The organism is Serratia sp. JSRIV006 (assembly GCF_019968685.1).
Lineage (GTDB): Bacteria > Pseudomonadota > Gammaproteobacteria > Enterobacterales > Enterobacteriaceae > Chania > Chania fonticola_B.
Genome location: NZ_CP074137.1, coordinates 273,633 through 293,704, shown reverse-complemented (window position 1 = coordinate 293,704; position 20,072 = coordinate 273,633). Strand labels below are relative to the sequence as shown.

Annotated in this window: 19 protein-coding genes; 4 read left to right on the top strand and 15 right to left on the bottom strand. The window is 57.5% G+C overall.

Annotation, left to right across the window (positions count from 1 at the left end):
• Nucleotides 1-136: 136 nt before the first annotated feature.
• On the top strand, nt 137-490 hold the full coding sequence (locus KGP16_RS01300) for a hypothetical protein (protein WP_094983292.1): 354 nt from the start codon (nt 137-139) through the stop codon (nt 488-490).
• Here the strand turns inward: KGP16_RS01300 and KGP16_RS01295 are convergent.
• From KGP16_RS01295 to KGP16_RS01240, 12 genes are all read right to left on the bottom strand, one after another.
• The gene (locus KGP16_RS01295; protein WP_223500670.1) at nt 471-1,427 is read right to left on the bottom strand and encodes an AEC family transporter; all 957 of its coding nucleotides are present in this window, start codon (nt 1,425-1,427) and stop codon (nt 471-473) included. The genes KGP16_RS01300 and KGP16_RS01295 overlap by 20 nt on opposite strands.
• A gap of 291 nt (nt 1,428-1,718) precedes the next feature.
• Complete coding sequence (gene ugpQ, locus KGP16_RS01290) at nt 1,719-2,456, bottom strand: glycerophosphodiester phosphodiesterase (RefSeq protein ID WP_218519985.1); 738 nt, start codon at nt 2,454-2,456, stop codon at nt 1,719-1,721.
• Nucleotides 2,456-3,529, bottom strand: a complete 1,074-nt coding sequence (locus KGP16_RS01285) for a sn-glycerol-3-phosphate import ATP-binding protein UgpC (protein WP_024484627.1) — start codon at nt 3,527-3,529, stop codon at nt 2,456-2,458. The genes ugpQ and KGP16_RS01285 overlap by 1 nt, the downstream gene beginning before the upstream one ends.
• 5 nt (nt 3,530-3,534) lie before the next feature.
• A complete protein-coding gene (gene ugpE, locus KGP16_RS01280) occupies nt 3,535-4,380 on the bottom strand; it encodes a sn-glycerol-3-phosphate ABC transporter permease UgpE (RefSeq protein WP_021181492.1) in 846 nt (281 codons plus the stop codon).
• On the bottom strand, nt 4,377-5,264 hold the full coding sequence (gene ugpA / locus KGP16_RS01275; protein ID WP_021181493.1) for a sn-glycerol-3-phosphate ABC transporter permease UgpA: 888 nt from the start codon (nt 5,262-5,264) through the stop codon (nt 4,377-4,379). Before ugpA ends, ugpE begins: the two co-directional genes overlap by 4 nt.
• A 115-nt stretch (nt 5,265-5,379) precedes the next feature.
• Complete coding sequence (gene ugpB, locus KGP16_RS01270) at nt 5,380-6,699, bottom strand: sn-glycerol-3-phosphate ABC transporter substrate-binding protein UgpB (protein WP_021181494.1); 1,320 nt, start codon at nt 6,697-6,699, stop codon at nt 5,380-5,382.
• 193 nt (nt 6,700-6,892) lie between these two features.
• Nucleotides 6,893-8,080 carry a PLP-dependent aminotransferase family protein gene (locus KGP16_RS01265; RefSeq protein ID WP_223498719.1) on the bottom strand — a complete coding sequence of 396 codons (1,188 nt, stop codon included), beginning with the start codon at nt 8,078-8,080 and terminating at the stop codon, nt 6,893-6,895.
• A 67-nt stretch (nt 8,081-8,147) separates the two neighbouring features.
• Nucleotides 8,148-8,849 carry a high-affinity branched-chain amino acid ABC transporter ATP-binding protein LivF gene (gene livF / locus KGP16_RS01260; RefSeq protein WP_021807790.1) on the bottom strand — a complete coding sequence of 234 codons (702 nt, stop codon included), beginning with the start codon at nt 8,847-8,849 and terminating at the stop codon, nt 8,148-8,150.
• Nucleotides 8,850-8,853: 4 nt separating this feature from the next.
• Nucleotides 8,854-9,621, bottom strand: a complete 768-nt coding sequence (gene livG / locus KGP16_RS01255; RefSeq protein WP_025120109.1) for a high-affinity branched-chain amino acid ABC transporter ATP-binding protein LivG — start codon at nt 9,619-9,621, stop codon at nt 8,854-8,856.
• Nucleotides 9,618-10,901, bottom strand: a complete 1,284-nt coding sequence (locus KGP16_RS01250; protein ID WP_024529578.1) for a high-affinity branched-chain amino acid ABC transporter permease LivM — start codon at nt 10,899-10,901, stop codon at nt 9,618-9,620. Before KGP16_RS01250 ends, livG begins: the two co-directional genes overlap by 4 nt.
• A complete protein-coding gene (gene livH, locus KGP16_RS01245; protein ID WP_021181499.1) occupies nt 10,898-11,824 on the bottom strand; it encodes a high-affinity branched-chain amino acid ABC transporter permease LivH in 927 nt (308 codons plus the stop codon). The genes KGP16_RS01250 and livH overlap by 4 nt, the downstream gene beginning before the upstream one ends.
• Before the next feature lie 148 nt (nt 11,825-11,972).
• On the bottom strand, nt 11,973-13,088 hold the full coding sequence (locus KGP16_RS01240; protein WP_037376583.1) for a branched-chain amino acid ABC transporter substrate-binding protein: 1,116 nt from the start codon (nt 13,086-13,088) through the stop codon (nt 11,973-11,975).
• A 463-nt stretch (nt 13,089-13,551) separates the two neighbouring features.
• On the opposite strand from KGP16_RS01240, the gene panM reads away from it, so the two are divergent.
• The 3 genes from panM to KGP16_RS01225 are packed head-to-tail and all read left to right on the top strand — an operon-like array spanning nt 13,552 to nt 17,226.
• Nucleotides 13,552-13,944: an aspartate 1-decarboxylase autocleavage activator PanM gene (gene panM / locus KGP16_RS01235; RefSeq protein ID WP_059199090.1), complete on the top strand. Its 393-nt coding sequence runs from the start codon at nt 13,552-13,554 to the stop codon at nt 13,942-13,944.
• Nucleotides 13,941-15,158, top strand: coding sequence for a DUF3142 domain-containing protein (locus tag KGP16_RS01230; RefSeq protein ID WP_223500668.1), 1,218 nt, complete (start codon nt 13,941-13,943; stop codon nt 15,156-15,158). Before panM ends, KGP16_RS01230 begins: the two co-directional genes overlap by 4 nt.
• Entirely contained in the window at nt 15,145-17,226 is a 2,082-nt protein-coding gene (locus KGP16_RS01225) for a hypothetical protein (protein WP_223500666.1), read from the top strand. The genes KGP16_RS01230 and KGP16_RS01225 overlap by 14 nt, the downstream gene beginning before the upstream one ends.
• 58 nt (nt 17,227-17,284) lie before the next feature.
• On the opposite strand, the gene rpoH is transcribed toward KGP16_RS01225, so the two are convergent.
• From rpoH to ftsE, 3 genes are all read right to left on the bottom strand, one after another.
• Nucleotides 17,285-18,142, bottom strand: a complete 858-nt coding sequence (gene rpoH, locus KGP16_RS01220) for an RNA polymerase sigma factor RpoH (RefSeq protein ID WP_021181503.1) — start codon at nt 18,140-18,142, stop codon at nt 17,285-17,287.
• Between the two features lie 314 nt (nt 18,143-18,456).
• Nucleotides 18,457-19,410 (bottom strand): permease-like cell division protein FtsX, encoded by a 954-nt coding sequence (gene ftsX / locus KGP16_RS01215; RefSeq protein WP_021807785.1) that lies wholly within the window; start codon nt 19,408-19,410, stop codon nt 18,457-18,459.
• Entirely contained in the window at nt 19,400-20,071 is a 672-nt protein-coding gene (gene ftsE / locus KGP16_RS01210; protein ID WP_021181505.1) for a cell division ATP-binding protein FtsE, read from the bottom strand. Before ftsE ends, ftsX begins: the two co-directional genes overlap by 11 nt.
• Between the last annotated feature and the right edge of the window lies 1 nt (nt 20,072).

Below are 20,072 nucleotides of genomic sequence, written 5' to 3'. Positions count from 1 at the left end.
TCCGAAAGGGCGATTGTAGCGGAAGCAGAACAACAATGTGGCGCAAAGGAGGTTTACGTTTGAATGTAAAATAAACTAACGGCAATTTTGCCTGACTACGTTAGGCTTAAGACTATCGGGAGAACCGGAGGTAAACATGAAACGTCACCTTATTATCACCGCCCTGCTGTGGCTACCTTGGCTGGCTGCGGCGGAAAACGGGGTCACTACGCTCAGCCAGCAACAGCACTTTCTCAACCAGCGCGACCAGCAGGCACAGCAGCAGCGCATGCTGAACAACCAGCAGATGGAGCAGCGCCAGCAGCAGGGTTATCCGCTCAAGGCCAACCAGCCGAAAATGCTGCCCTATAACGGCAATAACAACCCGATGCAGCCACAGATGACCACTGGCAAGATGCTGCAAAACGGCAATCAGCCGGTTAATCCCTTTAACCAGACTGCTCCGGTAATACCGCAGGCACCGCTCCCGGCTACACCCTTACCCCCATAACGGTGAGGATTAACGGGGTGGTGATCGCCGCCAGCGCAGTGGACATCACCAGGCTGGTAGCGGCAGGGCCCGTTAGAACGTTAAATTGGCGTGACATCAGGTAGACGTTCACCCCCACCGCCATGGAGCCCAGCAGTACCACAACACGGGTCTCCATTGGGGGTAAATCCATTGACCAAGCCAGCAGCCAGACCACCATCGGCTGGACGATCAGCTTGAGAAAGCAGATGGCGCTGCTCAGTTGCCAGCCTTCGCTGATACGGTATTCCGCCAGCCCCATACCGAGCACCACCAGCGACAGCGGAGCCGCCACCTGGCCCAGCATGCTGACCGGTTGATCGACAAACACCGGCAGTGGCAGGCCGGTCAGGCTGACCAGCGTGCCAGACAGGATGCCGATAATCAGCGGGTTGGTCAGCACGCTGCGCGCCGTTTTGATAAAGCCTTGCAGCGTGGGAGAGCCATTACGTGCCCATTCGATGGAGATGGTCACCAACGTCCACAGAATCAGGCCGTTGAATACCAGCACCAGAGCCACTGATGGGATGGCCTCCTCTCCCAGCATCACCGTGGCGATCGGCAGGCCAAGCATGACGTTATTGGAGAAAATGCCGCCCAGAGCGAATACCGACCCCGAAACGCCGTCCAGCTTGAAGATCCGCCGTGCGGCAATGCGGCCGATTACGAAGACGATCAGGCAACTGCCGAAGAAGGCGATCAGCAGGCGGGCATCCACTGCTGGACGTTGCGAGAAATCGCACATCATGCGAAACAACATGGCAGGCAGGGCGAGGGAAAACACAAAGCGGGTCAGGCCATCGGTGATGGCAGATGGCCACTTTCCCCAGCGGATAAGGCCATATCCCAGCACGATCAGCACAAATAACGGCAAAGACAGCACTATCTGGTGCCACAGCGAAACAATAAAGGCAGGCATCGCATCCCTTCCGATGGCGCGGCGGCAACGGGCTGACGTCGCTATGTTCTGGTTTAGTCAAAGTGAATGGCCCTCACCCTAACCCTCTCCCACAGGGAGAGGGGACCGATCGAGCTCGCTGATACTCCGGAGAAATTCAGGCTAATCCAGTGTACAGACTGCCATCAGAATCCGATCGAACTCTCTGATACCCCGGAAGAAACTCTGGCTAACACAGTGCACTGACTGGCTCCCTCTCCCTGTGGGAGAGGGTCGGGGTGAGGGGGCATCTTTATCTACTAAATTAACCGTTTAAAAATCCGGACCGATCACATCTATCCGGTCGGTGCAAATACAGTCAACGCCCCAATTCAATAACAAACGCGCCCGCTCCGGTTGATTGACGGTATACACCAGAATACGCAGCCCGGCATCTTTCAACGCCGCGACACGTTCAGCGGTCAGTTCTTTATGATTAATATGCAGCGAGACACAGCCCAGGCGCTCGGTCAGCTCCCGCCAATTGTCATCCCACTTGTCCAGCAACAGGCCGCGCGGCAGTTCTGGAGCGGTCTGCTGCGCCGCTGCCAGAGCTTCCACCGAGAATGAAGAAAGCAGCGGATCGGTTTGCCCTTGCCACAACATGCTGGCGGCAAAGGCCACCACCCGCCCAGTTTCCTCGTCGCTGCCGGTGGTTGGCTTGATTTCAATATTGGCCATCATGCCGTGCTGCCTGCAGCGCTCCGCCACGTCAGACAGCAGCGGCAAACGCTCCCCTTTAAAAGCCGAGCTGTACCAGTCACCGGCATCCAGCTCTACCAGCTTTTCCCATGGCAGTTCGCCCGCCACGCCCCAGCCGTTGCTAGTGCGTTCGAGCGTGTCATCATGCAGCAGGAAAATCTGCCCGTCCTGCGCCAGTTTGGCGTCAAATTCGATCATCTTGTGGCCATGACGCGCGCCGACATCTATCGCCGCCAGGGTATTTTCCGGTGCCAGAGAACCGCCGCCGCGATGGGCGACAATATGGGGATAAGGCCAGGCTGTAGTCATCAATCCATCCGTGTTCCGCTGTGGGTAGCAAAAAAGTGCAGCGCCGACGCAGGCAGCTGTAAATACAGGGTACTGCCCGCAGGCGGCAGGGTTTCATGGCTCAGGCGGACGATCACGCCTGAACTCCCCCATTGACCGTGTGCCAGATTATCGGCACCGAGCAGTTCCAGCGTTTGCAGCTCTAGCGGGATCCCGCCCTGCTCGCGCGTACTCAGTTGAATATGCTCCGGTCGGATACCCAACGTCAACTCCTGCCCTCCCCATTGTGGCCGAGGCTCTGGCAGATCCAGTGCCATGCCACCGGCCAGTTGCAGCTGTTTGCCATCCGCGCTCAACGTGCCGGGTAGCAGGTTCATCGCCGGGGAACCGATAAAGCTGGCGACAAACAGCGTCGCCGGACGTTGATAAACCTCGCTCGGCGTACCAATTTGCTCCGCCACACCTTTATTCATCACTATCACCCGCTGCGCCAGCGTCATCGCTTCAACCTGATCGTGGGTGACATACAGGCTGGTGGTTTTCAGGCGGCGATGCAGCTGCTGCAATTCCAGGCGCATCTGGACACGCAATTTGGCGTCCAGGTTGGAGAGCGGTTCATCAAACAGGAACACCGCCGGTTCGCGCACAATCGCGCGCCCCATCGCCACCCGCTGGCGCTGGCCACCGGAAAGCTCACGCGGTTTGCGTTGCAACAGCGGTTCCAACTCGAGAATACGCGCGGCCTCTTCTACCCGCTGACGGATGTGCTGTTTGCCAAAGCCACGGATTTTCAGGCCATAGGCCATGTTGTCGTACACGCTCATATGCGGATACAGCGCGTAGTTCTGGAACACCATAGCGATGCCGCGATCTTTCGGTTCCAGATCGGTCACACGCTGGCTATCAATATAGATATCCCCGCTGGTGGTGCGCTCCAGCCCGGCCACCATCCGCAGCAGCGTCGATTTGCCACAGCCGGAGGGGCCAACCATCACAATAAATTCGCCGTCAGCCACGTCGAGATCGATCTGCTTGATCACCGGCGTTTTGCCGTCGTAAGACTTGGTGACTGCCTGTAGTTTTAAACCTGCCATATTCGTTACTTCTCGCTATCTACCAGACCGCGCACAAACCAGCGCTGCATCAGAAGAACCACCGCCAACGGCGGGATCAAAGTCAACATCATTGCCGCCATCACCTGATTCCACTGGGTCGGCGCGCCGGAGGTGGAAATCATGCTGCGGATCCCCGCCACCGCCGTGCTCATCGAGGCGTCACTGGTGACCAGGATCGGCCAAAGATACTGATTCCAGCCGTAAATAAAGGTGATGACAAACAGCGCCGCCAGATTGGTTTTCGACAGCGGCAGTACGATGTCCCAAAAGAAGCGCATCGGCCCGGCTCCGTCGATACGGGCGGCCTCCAGCAGCTCATCCGGCAGGGTCATAAAGAACTGACGCAGCAGGAAGGTGGCCGTGGCCGATGCCATCAGCGGCAGCGTGAGTCCGGTGTAGCTATCCAGCAGGTTGAGGTTGGAGATCACTTCCACCGTCGGGAAGATACGCACCTCGACCGGCAGCATCAGCGTCATGAAGATCAGCCAGAAGAACAGGCTGCGCAGCGGAAAACGGAAATAGACGATGGCATAGGCGGACAGCACCGAGACCACGATCTTGCCGCAGGTGATCGCCAGCGCCATGATCACACTGTTGAGCAGCAGCATCGAGAACGGCACCTTGAGGGTGCCCACTCCGCCCTGCCAGATATGGCGGATGTTGTCCCAAAGGTGCCCTCCGGGGACCAGCGTCATCGGCACCTGAAACACCTGCTGATCGTCCAGCGTGGCGGCCACAAAGGCCACATACAGCGGGAACAGCACCACCAGCACGCCAACAATCAGCATAGTATGGCTGAAGATATCCAGCCCGCGTCGGTTCTCAATCATTGGTAGCGCACCTTACGTTCGACAAAGCGGAACTGGATCACCGTCAGGCCAATCACCAGCAGCATCAGCACCACCGACTGCGCCGCCGAACTGGACAGATCCAGACCGGCAAAGCCTTCACGATAGATTTTGTACACCAGCGTGGTGGTCGACTGTACCGGCCCACCGCCGGTAGCGGCGTCGATCACCGGGAAGGTGTCGAAGAAGGCATACACCAGGTTGACCACCAGCAGGAAGAAGCTCACCGGCGTGATCAGCGGCAGCACTAGGTTGAAGAAACGCCGCACCGGGCCAGCCCCGTCGATCGCCGCCGCTTCCACCAAAGAACGCGGGATGGATTGCAATGCGGCCAGGAAAAACAGGAAGTTATAGCTGATTTGCTGCCACACCGATGCCAACACCACCAGGAACATCGCCTGTCCGCTGTTTTGCGCATGGTTCCAGTCGTAGCCGAAACCGGCGAGCACATGGGTGATCAGGCCCATGCCGGGGCTGAACAGGAAGATCCACAGCACCGCCGCTACCGCAGGGGCAACCGCATAGGGCAGGATCATCAAGGTCTGATAGAAACGGCTGCCGCGCAGCACATAGTCCACCAGCGCGGCAAAGAACAGCGATACCAGCAGGCCAACACCGGCCACCAGGAAGCTGAACAACAGCGTGGTGTAGAAAGAGTCCAGGTAATACGGGTCCTGAAACAGCTGTGTGAAGTTGTCCAACCCGACAAACTGGCTGGAAAGGCCGAACGGATCGACGCTTTGTACCGAGTACCACAGCGCCTGACCGGCAGGCCACAGGAAGAACACGACGGTGATCAGCAGTTGTGGCAGCACCAACACATAGGGCAGCCAGCTACAGCCGAAGCCGGGACGGGATGATGACATAGGGTTAACCGTTAAATGGGGATGAGGGGGGGTATAAGCCCCTCACCCCAGCCCTCTCCCAAAGGGAGAGGGAGTGGATCGATGTCGTTTGGCAAAAGAACGCCCAATCTGACGCTTACTTGGTGGAAGCCTCGAAGCGGCGCAGCAACACGTCACCGCGCTGCACCGCAGCATCCAGCGCCTGCTGCGGGGTTTTCTTGTCGGTCCATACGCTTTCCAGCTCTTCATCCACCACGGTACGGATCTGCGGCATATTGCCCAGACGCAGCCCTTTGGTGAACGCCAACGGTGGCTTGTTCAGCATCTGGCGGGTGGCCACATCGGCCCCTGGGTTTTTGTCGTAGAAGCCCTGTTGCTTGGTCATATCAAAAGCGGCAGTGGTGATCGGCAGGTAGCCGGTCTTTTGATGCCATTCGGCGGCAATCTCAGGCTGGGCCAGATATTGCAGGAACTCCGCCACGCCTTTGTAGGTCGCCGCGTCTTTGCCGTTCATCACCCACAGGCTGGCCCCGCCGATAATAGCGTTCTGCGGTGCATTTTTGGCGTCAGCATCGTAAGGCATCATGCCCACGCCGAAATCAAACTTGGCGTATTTGCGGATGCTGGCCAGCGAGCCGGAAGAGGCGGTCGCCATGGCGCAGTCGCCGTTGTAGAACTTCTCGGTAGGTTCGTCCTTGCGGCCGAAGTAGGTGAAGTCGCCCTTCTTGTTCATGTCTTGCAGGAACTGAATATGCTTCACCTGCAGCGGCTGGTTGAACTCCAGCTTGGCACTGGTGCCACCAAAGCCGTTGTTTTCACTGGCGAACGGCACGCCATGCCAGGCGCTGAAGTTCTCCAGTTGGATCCAACCCAGCCAACCGCTGGTGTAGCCGCACTTCATGCCAGCCGCGCGCAGTTTGGCGGCATCGGCCGCCAATTCCTGCCAGGTTTTCGGTGGCTGATCCGGGTTCAAGCCCGCTTTCTTGAAGGCGTCTTTGTTGTAATACAGCACCGGGGTGGAGCTGTTGAAAGGCTGGGACAGCAGATGGCCGCTCTTGTTATCGGTGTAGTAACCGGCCACGGTCGGCACAAACACCGATTCGTCGAACTTGACGCCCGACTCCTGGAATACCTGATACACCGGTTTGATCGCCTTGCTCGCCATCATGGTGGCGGTGCCCACTTCATAGACTTGCAGGATCGCCGGTGCCTTGCCGGAACGGTAAGCAGCTATGCCCGCCGCCAGGCTCTGTTCGTAGTTGCCTTTATAAACCGGGACGATCTTCACATCGCTGTGAGTTTGGTTGAAACGGTCCGCCAGAGAATCCACTTCGGTGCCCAGTTCCCCTTCCATCGAATGCCAGAAGGGGATCTCGGTGGCAGCTATTGCATGGCCGCTGACCGCCAGGGCCAAGGTAACGCACAACGTGGTTTTTTTAATCGCGTGAGCAAACATGCCTAACTCCTGAAAAAGCGGGTGTGATCAAAACGCGTGAGCGAAAAGAAACAGTTTTTGTTCGGATGCTAAACATGCCATGCGCGGATGACAGTAAAATAACTCTGGCGTGACAGCTAGATGACAGCGAGGTGAAGTGCAGATGGCGGTTTGATGTCGGCGGTAGGGAATTCTCCCCACCGCCGCAGAGAGATTACAGCGAGCGACGCAGTCGGGCGACGGCCTCTTGCATCTGTTGTTCGGTTGCCGTGGCAAACGACAGGCGGAAGGTTGAGCGATCCGGTTTGTCAGAGAAGAAGTATTCTCCCGGCACAAACACCACGCCCTGTTTCAGAGTGGTGTTCAGCCACTCGGTGGCATCGAATTGCTGACGGAAACGCGCCCACAGGAACATGCCGCCTTTCGGCATATCAAAGCTGATCACATCACCCAGCTCTTTTTCCACCAGCCCGGCCAGGATCTCACCTTTGTGCTTATAGGCCGCGCGGATCTTTTCGATCTGCGCCGGTAAACGATCCAGCCCCAGGTAACATTCGACGATGCTCTGCGACAGCGCGCTAGCATGCAGATCCGCCGCCTGCTTGATGATCGCCACTTTATGCAACAGGAACGGTGGCAAGATGGCCCAACCCAGGCGCAGGCCCGGAGCCAGGATCTTGGAGAAGGTGGAGGTGTAGATAATGTTTTCGGTATGGCCCAGCACCTGCTGCGAAACCTGATACAGCGTGGCATTACGCTCTTCGGTGAAGCGCAGCTCGCCGTACGGGTCATCCTCGATAATCAGGAAGTTATGCTCCACCGCCAGTTTCACCAACTGCTCACGGCGTGCGGCGCTCAGGGTCAGACCGCTTGGGTTGCCGAAGTTCGGCACCACGTACACCCCTTTGATCTTCTGGGTTTTCAGCAGTTCAGCCAGCTCATCCACCACCATGCCGTCGCTGTCAGAAGAAACGGACATGACGTTGGCTTCCGCCAGTTCCAGCGTTTGCAGCGCCGCCAGATAGGTCGGGCGCTCTACCACAAACACATCACCAGGGTTAATCACCGCACGCATCACCAGATCTAACGCCTGCTGGGAGCCTGCGGTCACCACGATATCTTCCGGCTTGGCATTAACGCCACGCTTTGCGCATAGGGTACAGATGCCTTCACGCAGCAGTTCGCTGCCTTCAGTCAGCCCATATTGGAAAGCACTTTTCGGTTGTTCGGTAATAGCCTGCTGGGTAGCAATGCTCAATCCTTCGAAGTCAAACAGTGCATCAGAGGGAATGCCACCCGCCAGCGAAATGACGTTTTCCATTTTGCTGTGCTTGAGCAATTCGCGGATTGCCGAGCTTTTGACCTTTACGATGCGCTGTGCGAGTAGTCCTTCTGTCTTCATTGCTTGTTCTCGTAATCGTTAAGAATAGGGGCGCCACTCAGTGCGCCCTATGTCAATTACCCATGGTTTAACCACCCAGGTATGCTGACCGCACTGCTTCGTTTGCTAATAATGCGGCCCCCGTATCTTCCAACACCACGCGGCCGTTTTCCAGCACATAACCACGATCCGCCAGTTTTAGCGCCTGGTTGGCGTTTTGTTCCACCAGGAAAATGGTCATCCCCTCTTCGCGCAGCTGCTGGATGATATCGAAAATCTGCTGGATGATGATGGGGGCCAGCCCGAGTGAAGGCTCGTCCAACAGCAGTAACTTTGGCTGGCTCATCAGCGCACGGCCAATCGCCAGCATCTGCTGCTCACCACCGGACATGGTGCCAGAGCGCTGGCTGCGGCGCTCCAGCAGGCGTGGAAACAGGGTAAACACCCGCTCAATGCGTTGGTGATACTGCTCGCGGTCGGCAAAAAAACCGCCCATCGCCAGGTTCTCTTCCACCGTCATGCGTGAGAACACCCGCCGCCCTTCCGGTACGATCGCCACGGCCTCGCGCATGATGCGCGCTGTCTGCCACTGGGTGATATCCTGATCCATCAAGGTGATGGACCCTTCACTGGCCCTTGGGTCGCCGCATAGCGTGCCGAGCAGGGTGGTTTTACCGGCACCGTTGGCGCCGATCAGGGTGACAATCTCCCCCTGTTGAATGTTCAGGCTGACCTGGTGCAGCGCCTGAATTTTGCCGTAATGGGCGGAAACCTGATTAAATGACAACATATGCTTATTCGCCCAGATAGGCCCGGATCACGTCCGGGTTATTGCGGATTTCTGCCGGTGAGCCTTGCGCCAACGGCGTTCCCTGATTCACCACGTAGATGCGATCGGAAATCCCCATCACCAGTTTCATATCGTGCTCAATCAACAGCACCGACACCTGGTGCTGGTCACGCAGCTCGACGATCAGATGATCCAGCTCATCGGTTTCTTTCGGGTTCAGGCCCGCCGCCGGTTCATCCAGCATCAATAGTTCCGGGCGCGTTACCATGCAACGGGCGATCTCCAGCCGACGCTGCTGGCCATAGGCCAGATTACCCGCCGAACGGTTAGCCATCTCCAACAGGCCCACACGCTCCAGCCACACTGCCGCACGCTCAAGCGCATCGGCTTCTGCACGGCGGAACGCCGGGGTTTTCAGCAAACCGGCAAACACGCCGCTTTTCAGATGCTGATGTTGGGCCACCAGCAGGTTTTCAATCACCGTCATTTCGCGGAACAGCCGCACGTGCTGGAAGGTGCGCACCACACCCATGCGGGCAATGGTCTGGCCGGAAAGCCCTTCCAGATGGCGATCGCGCAGTTTGATGGTGCCACTGGTCGGGCGATAGAACCCGGTCAGGCAGTTGAACACCGTGGTCTTGCCTGCGCCGTTCGGGCCAATCAACGAAACAATCTCACCCTGATGCAGTTCCAGCGCGACGTTGTTTACCGCCAGCAAACCACCAAAACGCATCGAAAGCCCGGCGACCGCCAGTAAAGGTTGAGTACTCATGCCTGCTCCCCCTTCACGGCTTTGATATCAGCCACTTTCAGCTTCAACTGCGGGCGTTTCATCGGCAGCAGCCCCTGCGGCCGCCAAATCATCATCAAGACCATCAGCGCCCCCAGCAGCAACATGCTGTATTCATTCAGATCGCGCATCATCTCACGGGACACTACCAGCAGGATCGCCGCCAGGATCACCGCAAACTGTGAGCCCATGCCGCCCAACACCACGATCGCCAGCACAAAGGCCGATTCCACAAAGGTGAAGGATTCCGGGCTGACAAACCCCTGACGTGCGGCAAACAGCGTGCCGGCAAAACCGGCAAAGGCGGCACTGATGGTAAAGGCGGTCAGTTTGATTTTGGTCGGGCTCAAGCCCAGTGAACGGCAGGCGATTTCATCTTCGCGCAATGCTTCCCAGGCACGGCCCAGCGGCATGCGCAGCAGGCGGTTAATCACAAACAGCGTCAATATCACCAGCAGCAGCGCTACCAGGTAGAGGAACACTATGCGGTCACTGGGATCATATTTCAGGCCAAAGAAGTTATGGAAGGTATCCCAGCCGCCGTCGCGGGCACTGCGGTTAAACTCCAGACCAAAGAAGGTGGGTTTCGGGATCTGGCTGATGCCGTTTGGCCCGCCGGTAATTTCGGTGTTGTTCAACAGCAGGATGCGGACGATTTCACCAAAGCCCAGCGTGACGATCGCCAGATAGTCTCCCCGCAGGCGTAATACCGGGAAACCAAGCAGGAAGCCGAAGATGGCGGTGACAATCCCCGCCAGCGGCAAGCTTTCCCAGAATCCCAGCCCGTAATAATGGTTCAGCAATGCGTAGGTATAGGCACCGATGGCGTAAAAGCCGCCGTAACCCAGCACTAACAGGCCGGAAAGGCCGACCACCACGTTCAGGCCCAGCCCCAGCATCACGTAGATCAGCGTCAGGGTGGCAATATCCACCGTGCCGCGCGACACCAGGAACGGCCAGACGACGGCGGCAATGATGATCGCCGCTGCCAGCACCTTCTGGCGCATGGTGGAGCCGTCAAAGCTGGGTAAGACGAACGCCGGGCCGGAGATTTTCTTCATCCCATGCTGCATCAGCGGACGCAGCAGTTGGAAGAAGAACACCACCACACAACCGATACCAATCCACATCCAGCGCACTTCGGCAGCACCGTGCACCACCAGCTTGGTACCGTCGAGGCTCAGTTGCATCCCCATCAGGAAGGAGGCCATGACAAACAGCACGACCGTGGCAATACAGGCGTTAAGCAGACCGAGTTTCATACTTTCTCAACCTCCGGACGCCCAAGGATGCCGGTTGGCATCACCAGCAACACCACAATCAGCAAGGCGAAGGACACCGCGTCTTTGTATTCGGTGCTCAGATAGGCGGAGGTGAGCGCTTCAGCTACGCCCAACACCAGCCCGCCGATCATCGCCCCAGGAATGCTGCCAATCCCGCCCAGTACCGCCGCGGTGAAGGCTTTCATCCCGGCCATAAAGCCGATGTAAGGATTGATCACGCCGTAGAACTGGCCGAGCAGCACGCCAGCCACCGCCGCCATCACTGCCCCGATCACGAAGGTGAGCGAAATCACCCGGTCGGTATTGATGCCCAGCAGGCTGGCCATCTTCAAATCTTCCGCACAGGCACGGCAAGCGCGGCCCATACGCGAATAACGGATAAACATCGTCAGCGCCAGCATCGCCAGGAAAGTGACGACCCAGATGATGAGCTGCATGGTGCTGATGGTCGCGGCAAAGCCGTTGCTCTCACCCAGCACCCATTGGCCGGTGACCAGGCTTGGCAGCGCCACATCACGCGACCCCTGCGTCAGGCTGACGTAGTTTTGCAGGAATATCGACATCCCGATGGCGGAAATCAGCGCAATCAGGCGCTTGGAGTTGCGCACCGGTTTGTAGGCCACCCGCTCGATGCTCCAGCCATAGGCGCTGGCAATCACGATCGACACCAGGAACGCTGCGCCGATCAGCAGCCAACCCACGTCGATGCCGATCATCATCAGGGCGGCGATCACGATAAAGGAGACATAGCTGCCGATCATATAGACCTCGCCGTGGGCGAAGTTGATCATGCCGATAATGCCGTAGACCATGGTGTAACCGATGGCGATCAATGCATAGGTGCTGCCCAGCGTCACGCCGTTGAACATCTGCTGCAGAAAATAGAGAAACTGCTCTGACATACTCTGACCTTCTAAGGTGTTGTACTGGCCGACAAAGAGCGGCCCAACGGCCTGCTGGCGTTGCAGGCGCCGGGAATTCCCGGTTTGTAGATTTTGCTGTCAAGGTGGCCTCCACGCCCAAAAAACGCAGAGGCCACCTTAAACGGGCTTATTTAATCGGCGTTGATGAGCCGTCGGCATGCCATTCAAACACCCCGAACTCGAAGCCTTTCAGATCGCCTTTGTCATCCCAGCTCAGAGGCCCCATCACGGTTGCCACCGGTTGGCCGGTTTTCAGATCTTTGACGATATCTGCCGGTTCCTGGCTCCCGCTGCGCTCCATCCCGGTGACCAGTGATTGCAGTGCAGCATAGGTGGTCCAGACAAATGGCCCTGTAGGATCCAGTTTCTTGGCTTTTAATGCATCGACCACCGGCTGGTTGGCTGGCACCTGATCGTAACGTTTTGGCAGCGTCACCAGCATGCCTTCAGACGCGGCACCGGCAATGTTGGACAGCGAGGAGTTACCCACACCTTCCGGGCCCATGAAGCGGGTAGTCAAGCCCGCCTGTTTGGCCTGACGCAGGATCTGGCCCATCTCCGGGTAGTAACCGCCGAAGTAGACGAAATCGACGTTTTCTTTCTTCAGACGAGCGACCAGGGTAGAGAAATCTTTATCGCCAGCGGTGATGCCTTCAAACATCACAACATCGGTCCCCTGCTTTTTCAGGCTGTCACGCACTGAACGCGCCAGGCCTTCACCGTATTGCTGCTTGTCGTGGACTACAGCGATGCGCTTGGGTTTAATCTCGTTGAGGATGTAGCTGGCGGCCGTTGGGCCCTGATCGGAATCCAGGCCAGTGGTGCGCAGGATCATCTTGTAACCACGGGTGGTCAGATCCGCGTTGGTCGCCGCCGGGGTGATCATGATCACGCCTTCATCTTCATAGATGTCGGAGGCTGGCTGGGTCGAAGAAGAGCACAGGTGGCCGATCACGTAACGAATGCCGTCATTGATGACCTTGTTGGCTACCGCTACCGCCTGTTTCGGGTCACAGGCATCGTCATACTCTACCGCCACCAGCTTATCGCCCTTGATCCCACCTTTGGCGTTGATATCGGCAATCGCCTGACGCGCACCGGTGAACTCCATATCACCATACTGCGCCACCGGGCCGGACATGGCACCCACTACGGCAATCTTGATGTCTTTTGCCACAGCGACATGGCCGATAGCCATCGCGATACAACCGGCCAGCAGCGCTTTACCCTTTGTTAATTTCATCCGCATAATCCCCATCTGTCGTTGTGAGTGTTGCTGTTGTATTTGTCACACCTAATCATTGTTTCTACCCGGCAGATTGCAAGTAACGGCCAACTGACCGTGGCTGGCAAAACGCCGGTAAATCGCTTTTATCTATAAGTAATAATGATTTAGGTACTTTTGCGACAATATTTTCTAATAAGACTTTATTTTTCATGTCATTAAACAGGAGTTTTCTTCTGCAAAGCAACTCCCAATGTCAGAAACAAGCGGTGTAAACAGCATAAAATCCGGATTAAATCTGCGCCGTTTAGCGCAAGGAACAGCGCGATGTGCTGGTTAACATGCCATTAACTAACCGTTTACTCGGAAAATGCCCGCAGCAAAAAACATTTCGCGCAGACCTCGTATAGAAAAACTTACACAACGCGCTGTGCAAGATCCATTACACTGTCGACATCCTTTATCGGTGCGGAAATCCGGCATGAAACTGACCATTGAACGCTTGACCAGCTTGTCTCCACAAGACCTTATCGACCTTGGTAAAATCTGGCCACATCAACAGCCTGAGCAGTGGCTAAGCTGGCTGGAGGAGGGTAAAGCACTGTTTGCCGCCCGCTTTAACGAGCGGCTGCTGGGGGCGGTAAAAATCGAGATAGCGGGCCAGAGAGCTCAATTGCACGACCTGCTGGTGCGCGAAGTGACACGCCGCCGTGGCGTGGGGCTGTATCTGATGGAAGATGCCCAACGCCAATTGCCACAGGTGCAACATTGGCAACTGGATACTACCGGGTTGGCCGCACGTGAACGTGGCGAAGTCGGCAACTTTATGCGTGCCTGCGGATTCCAGGCTCAGGGCGATTGCTGGCAAAAATGAAACGTTGGCTAGCTCTGATCGTCATTATGCTGCTCGCCGTCATGGCCTGGTTTGTAGGGCGCTACCAGGCCATGAATCTTCATCAACCTTGGGATCAGCAGGCCTACGTTTGGCAAAGGGTGTGGACACCTCAGCATGCCGAGGCGCTGGCTGCCAGCCGTGACCTGTTTACTACCCTGCGCGTGTTGGGTCTGCAGGTGCATCCCCGTGAGGGTTTCCGGGACATCACGGTCAATACCGCCATGCTGAAACAAGATGGCCGCCCGCTATGGTTGGTAGTGCGGATAGACGGGCAATTGATGCAGTTGGATGAGGCCACCATCTATGCACGTCTGCAACAACAGCTGCAACGCTGGCAGGCGGCTGGTTTACCGGTGATTGGTGTGGAGATCGACCATGACGCCGCCACCGTACGGCTGCCCAAATATCAACAATTTCTGCACCAACTGCGCCAACGGCTGCCCTCTTCATTACAGCTAGGCATCACCGCCCTGCCCGCCTGGATCGGATCCCCAGCGCTGCCCGGCGTACTGCAACAGGTAGACAGCTCGGTGCTTCAGGTACATGCGGTGCTCTCCCCCACCCAAGGTTTATTCGACGGCCGGTTGGCGCAGGAGTGGACACGCCAGTACGCTCGCCTTAGCCCTAAACCCTTCCGTATTGCCTTGCCAGCCTACGGCATGGCTCTGCTAGGGTTCGATGCCCAGGGGGCTCTGGTTGAGAGCGAAGCCTCGCAGCGCGTGGCGGGCAAGGTCCAGGAACTGACCGTGGCACCGCAGCAGGTTGCCGATTTCTTGCAGCAGCTCGCACAACGCCCACTGCCACATCTGCGCGGCATTATCTGGTTCCGCCTGCCGCTGGAAAACGATCGCCGCGCCTGGTCGATGGCGACGCTACGGGCGGTGATCCAGCACCAGCCATTGCTCACCCACTGGCAGGTTAAATTTTTGCCGCAGCCACAGCAAAATGGGCTGTATGATTTGATGATTGAGAATCAGGGTCCGGTGGATGCTCCGTTACCGCGTGAGATCCACATTCAGGCCGAAGGTTGCCTGGCCGCCGACGCGGTAGGTCATTACCAGTTGGCAACGGCATCGGACCCCCAACGCTTTATCCGCATTAGCGGCGATCAGCTACGAGCAGGGCAATCACGCCCCTTGGGCTGGCTACGCTGCCAACAGATCACGCCAGGAGGCACCCATGTCATACCTTGATTTGCACACTGCAGGGCACCGTCGCCGTGCGCTCCCGTTAGCATCACTGATCGCTGCAGCATTGATGGTGCCGCTGAGCGGCCAAGCCTGTGGGCCAGACTTCCCCAACCGCCTGCTGGTTAATCGCAACGGCACCCTGCTGTATATGCCTGAGGGCAACTTCGCTTTCGAAGCCACCCGTCTGGTACCGGTAGACCCACAGCTGCCACGCTGGCAGGCTCCGCCCATGGCCCCGGTGACACCGCCAAAACCGATGCCGCTTTCACCCGCACAGCAGGCCATTAGCCAGATGCGTGCTACCCACACCGTTGAAGAAGCCGACGCGGTGAATGCGCAAGGGCTATCTAATGCCGCGCGCTTATATACGCTGGGGGCGGTCGCCTTTGCCGCAAAAGATCCGCGGGCGTCGCAATATTTCCAGCAGGTGTTGGCGTTGCCAGCCGCCGAGCAGGAAGCATGGGGGTTACGGGCGCAATACTCGCTCGGCCGCCTGCTGATGGACGATCATGGCACGCCGGAAAGTGAATCCGGTAGCGAGCCGGTGGTGAAACATCCGGAGAAAGCGCAGCTTGAGCAGGCCTTGGCTGCCTTCCAACAGGTGATCGACCAGGTGAAAAGTGGCACCGCCGATCCCGATCAACTGGCACTGAGTAGCCTGGGCCAACAAGCACGTATTCATTTGTGGCTCGGGGAAATCGCTCCGGCAGCACAGCTATATGCTCAGCAGGCTGCCCAAGGCGATCCCGATGGCGGTCTCTCGCTGCAATATATCTCCTCCTATCTGATCAACCCGCAGCATGTAGAGGCGTTAAAACAGGCTATTCACGATCCGTTGGTGCAGCAATTGGTCACCATTGAGCTGTTCGCCCGCAGCAGTAATCTGGAGATGTCCGGTATCATTAACGGCGAGACCAGCGCCAAGCAGCTTGTCGATCAGACCCTGACGTTGCTCAATGACTCGGTTAAAAATGGTTTCACCGGTAGCGACCGGCTGGCGGCGCTGGCCTATCGTTCCGGGCAATATGCCATGGCGGCCAACCTGCTGAAAAATGCGGGAGATGGCGGTTTAGCCTGGTGGTTACGTGCCAAAATGGCCCTGCGTGAGGGTGATGTGAAAGCCGCAACCGCCGCCTATGCCAAAGCCGCAGCCGCATTCCCTACCGATGAAAGCTGGGGGGAACAGCGTAACGAAGACTTCGCAGCCGAAATGATCGTGCCGGATTGCCGAGTTGCCGGCGAGCAGGCCATTCTGGCACTGAACCGAGGCGACTATCTGCAAGCGATGGACCTGATGTATCGCGGCAAAGAAAACTACTGGGCAGACGTGGCGGATATCGCCGAGCGGGTGCTAACGGTCGATGAGCTGAAAGGCTTTGTGGATAAGCATGCGCCAGCCCCCACCACGCCACTCAAGCCGGTCAAACCCGATGAATACAATGGCGAGCGGATCACCCAAGAGGTTCAACTGCGTGAATTGCTGGCACGGCGCATGATGCGCGTGGGTCGCTATGAGGAAGCGGTGAACTACTTTGCCATTCCAAACTACCGCCAAGCGGCGCAGGACTTTGCCAACCTGATGAAAGCGGCGAAGGATAAATCGGCAGATAAGAACGCACGCGCCAAAAGCTACTATCAGGCGGCGGCGCTGTTGCGCTCGCAGGGGTTGGATTTCACCGGCTATGAAATGACGCCGGATTACAATATTTATGGCGCGGGGTATTCCTATCTGGGGGATGCGTTCAACACCAAGGACATCAAAGACAAGAGTTGGATCAGCGCGGCGGAAGCGGCACGGGCCAAGAAATCGTTGCCAGATGCAGATAACCGTTTCCTGCATTACCGCTGGCAGGCGGTGGATCTGGCGCAAAAGGCCGCCGACCTGCTACCGCCGAAAAGCCAGGCCTACGCTGCCGTGCTGTGTAATGCCGCTGGTTGGGTGATAGCCCGCGACGCCAAGACCGGCCGCGCGCTGTATCAGCGTTATATCAAGAATGGCACCCAGTTTGAGTGGGGTACCAAATTTGGCTATGACTGCCCGGCACCGGAGTTTGATCCCACAGCCAACTAACTACAAAAACAGAAAAGCCCGGCGAGCCGGGCTTTTCGAACGTTAAGCGCTATCAGTATCAGGCTTCGATCGCCATCTTCAGTTTCTTCATGGCGTTCTTTTCCAACTGGCGCACACGCTCGGCGGAAACGCCGTACTGATCGGCCAGCTCCTGCAGGGTGGACTTGTTGTCGTCGTCCAACCAGCGGGCGCGAATGATATGCTGGCTGCGCTCGTCCAGACCTTCCAGCGCGTAGGCCAGTTTGTCTGCGGCGTTGCTTTCCCAGTTATCTTCTTCGATCCCTTCGGCAAAGTCCGAGCTTTTATCCTGCAGATAGAGCATTGGGGCCATGGCATGGCCGTCACGCCCTTCGTCTTCCGGCGTTGGGTCAAAGGTCATGTCCTGTGCCGCCATACGCGACTCCATCTCACGCACGTCTTTGCTGGTGACACCCAGCTCGCGCGCGACCAGCTCCACTTCGTCCTGATTGAACCAGCCCAGACGCTGCTTGGTTTTACGCAGGTTGAAGAACAGCTTGCGCTGCGCCTTGGTGGTCGCCACTTTGACGATACGCCAGTTGCGCAGCACGTATTCGTGAATTTCTGCCTTGATCCAATGCACCGCAAAGGACACCAGACGTACGCCAACCTCTGGGTTGAAGCGACGCACGGCCTTCATCAGGCCGATATTCCCTTCCTGGATAAGATCTGCCACCGGCAAACCGTACCCTGAATAGTTACGGGCAATATGAGCGACAAAGCGCAGGTGAGACAGGATGAGCTGCTTAGCTGCTTCCAGATCGCCCTGATAATGCAGCCGTTCAGCCAGTTCCCGCTCTTCCTCTGCCGTCAGCATCGGATAGGTGTTGGCTGCCCGCAGGTAGGCTTCCAAGCTGCCCTGTGGGACTAAGGCTAAAGTGCGCATTTCTTTGGTCATTCAAAACCCTCTCTTGATAAAACTGGTCATGCAGGTGATTTCACGGCGGGGAGCTATTGATCTTGCGGCAGTTGCTGTTGCAAAAGCGGGTCCACACGCCGGGCACCTAAACATTTGCTGCAGATTTGGACCGTGCTCAACCCCAAAAGTTCACCGTTTTTCACACACAGTGCACACGACAATACGTCATGCAAGCTCAGGTTGATTGGGAATTTGTGCGTTTGAGAAGAGATCGGAGATGTTGAGGTCTGGCAACTCTTCTCCCGCAGCACGGCAACCGGGCCGCAGCAGGAGAAGAGTATACCAAAAATTCACTATTGTGGTGTAAATCGGCGTAAATGTTGCACGGTGGCCAACCAGGCGGCAATCCAGCCGATCATCGCCGAGATCAGCAGCAGCAACAGCGCCTCATCCCAACCCAGGCCATGCAGGGTAAAGGTGGTGCCAAACACCTTCGCCACGTTGGTCACTACCGACTCCAGCTTCCACACCAGCGCGCCAGACAGGGCCAGCGACAACAGTGCGCCGAAGAAGCCGAGCATTGCACCACCGTTGAGGAACGGCCGCAGGATAAAGCCGTCGGTGGCACCGATCAGCTTCATCACGTTGATGGTATCGCGACGGCTGAAGATGCTCAGACGCACGCTGTTACCAATCACCAGGAACACCGCCACCACCATCAGTATGCCGATCATCAAGGCCACCTGGCCCACCAACCCGGTCAGCGCCGCCAGGCGGGCAAACCAGCTGTCGTCCATCCTGACTTCATCCACGCCCTGCACCGCCGCCACGCGATCGCGCAGGGTGGTGAGCGTATCAGAACTCTGGAAACTCATCTGCGGCGTGACAATCGCCACGGCTGGCAGCGGGTTTTCTTCCAGCATATCCAGCGCGCCACCAAAACCAGACCAGTTGCGGAACTCGCCCCGCGCCTCTTCACGCGACAGGTAGTTCACCTTCTCCACCCCGGCTTCGGCCTTGATGGCATCCAGCACTTTGATCGCCGCGTCATCGTCGAGGGATTTATCCAGATACACCGTCAACTGTGGCGTTGGGTACCACTGTGTTGCAGCGGTACTGACGTTCTTCCAGACGATGTAGCAAACGCTCGGCAGCGTCAGGGAGATGGCGATGACCATCACGGTCAGCAGCGTTGCCAGTGGTTGGCGCAGCATATCGGCAATGGCGTTCATCCAAGCATAGCGCCACTGTTCACGCCAGCCACCACGCAGTGCCTTGCTCTTGGCGGTTTTTGCATTATTCGCCATGCTGTGCCCCCCCTACCATACGGCCCTGGCTCAGCGTCAGGATGCGGTAATTGCGCCGGGCGATCAGCCCGGTGTCGTGGGTTGCCATCAGCACCGTCACCCCAACGCGGTTAAATTCTTCAAACAGGCGCAGGATCCCTTCCGACAGGGCGTCATCCAGGTTACCGGTCGGTTCATCCGCCAACAGCACCGCTGGCTTGTTCACCACCGCGCGGGCAATGCCAACGCGCTGCTGCTCACCACCGGAGAGCTGAATGGGGAAGTTCTTCGCTTTATCCAGCAGCCCGACCTTGTCCAGCGCAGCCGAAACGCGGCGACGGATATCTTCGGTACTGGCTCCAGCGATGACCAGCGGCATCGCCACGTTGTCATACACCGTACGATCCAGCAGCAGATGGTGATCCTGGAAAATCATGCCGATCTGGCGGCGCAGGAAAGGCACCTCGCGGTTTTTCAACCGGCTGATGTCATGCCCGCCAAACCAGATATGACCGGCGCTTGGCCGCTCAATCCCACAAATCAGTTTCAGCAGGGTACTTTTCCCCGCGCCGGAATGGCCGGTCAGAAACGCCATCTCCGCCGGACGCAGATGAAAATCTACCCCCTGCAGGGCTTGCCGTCCGCCCAGATAAGCTTTACTGACCTGTTCAAAGCGAATCATC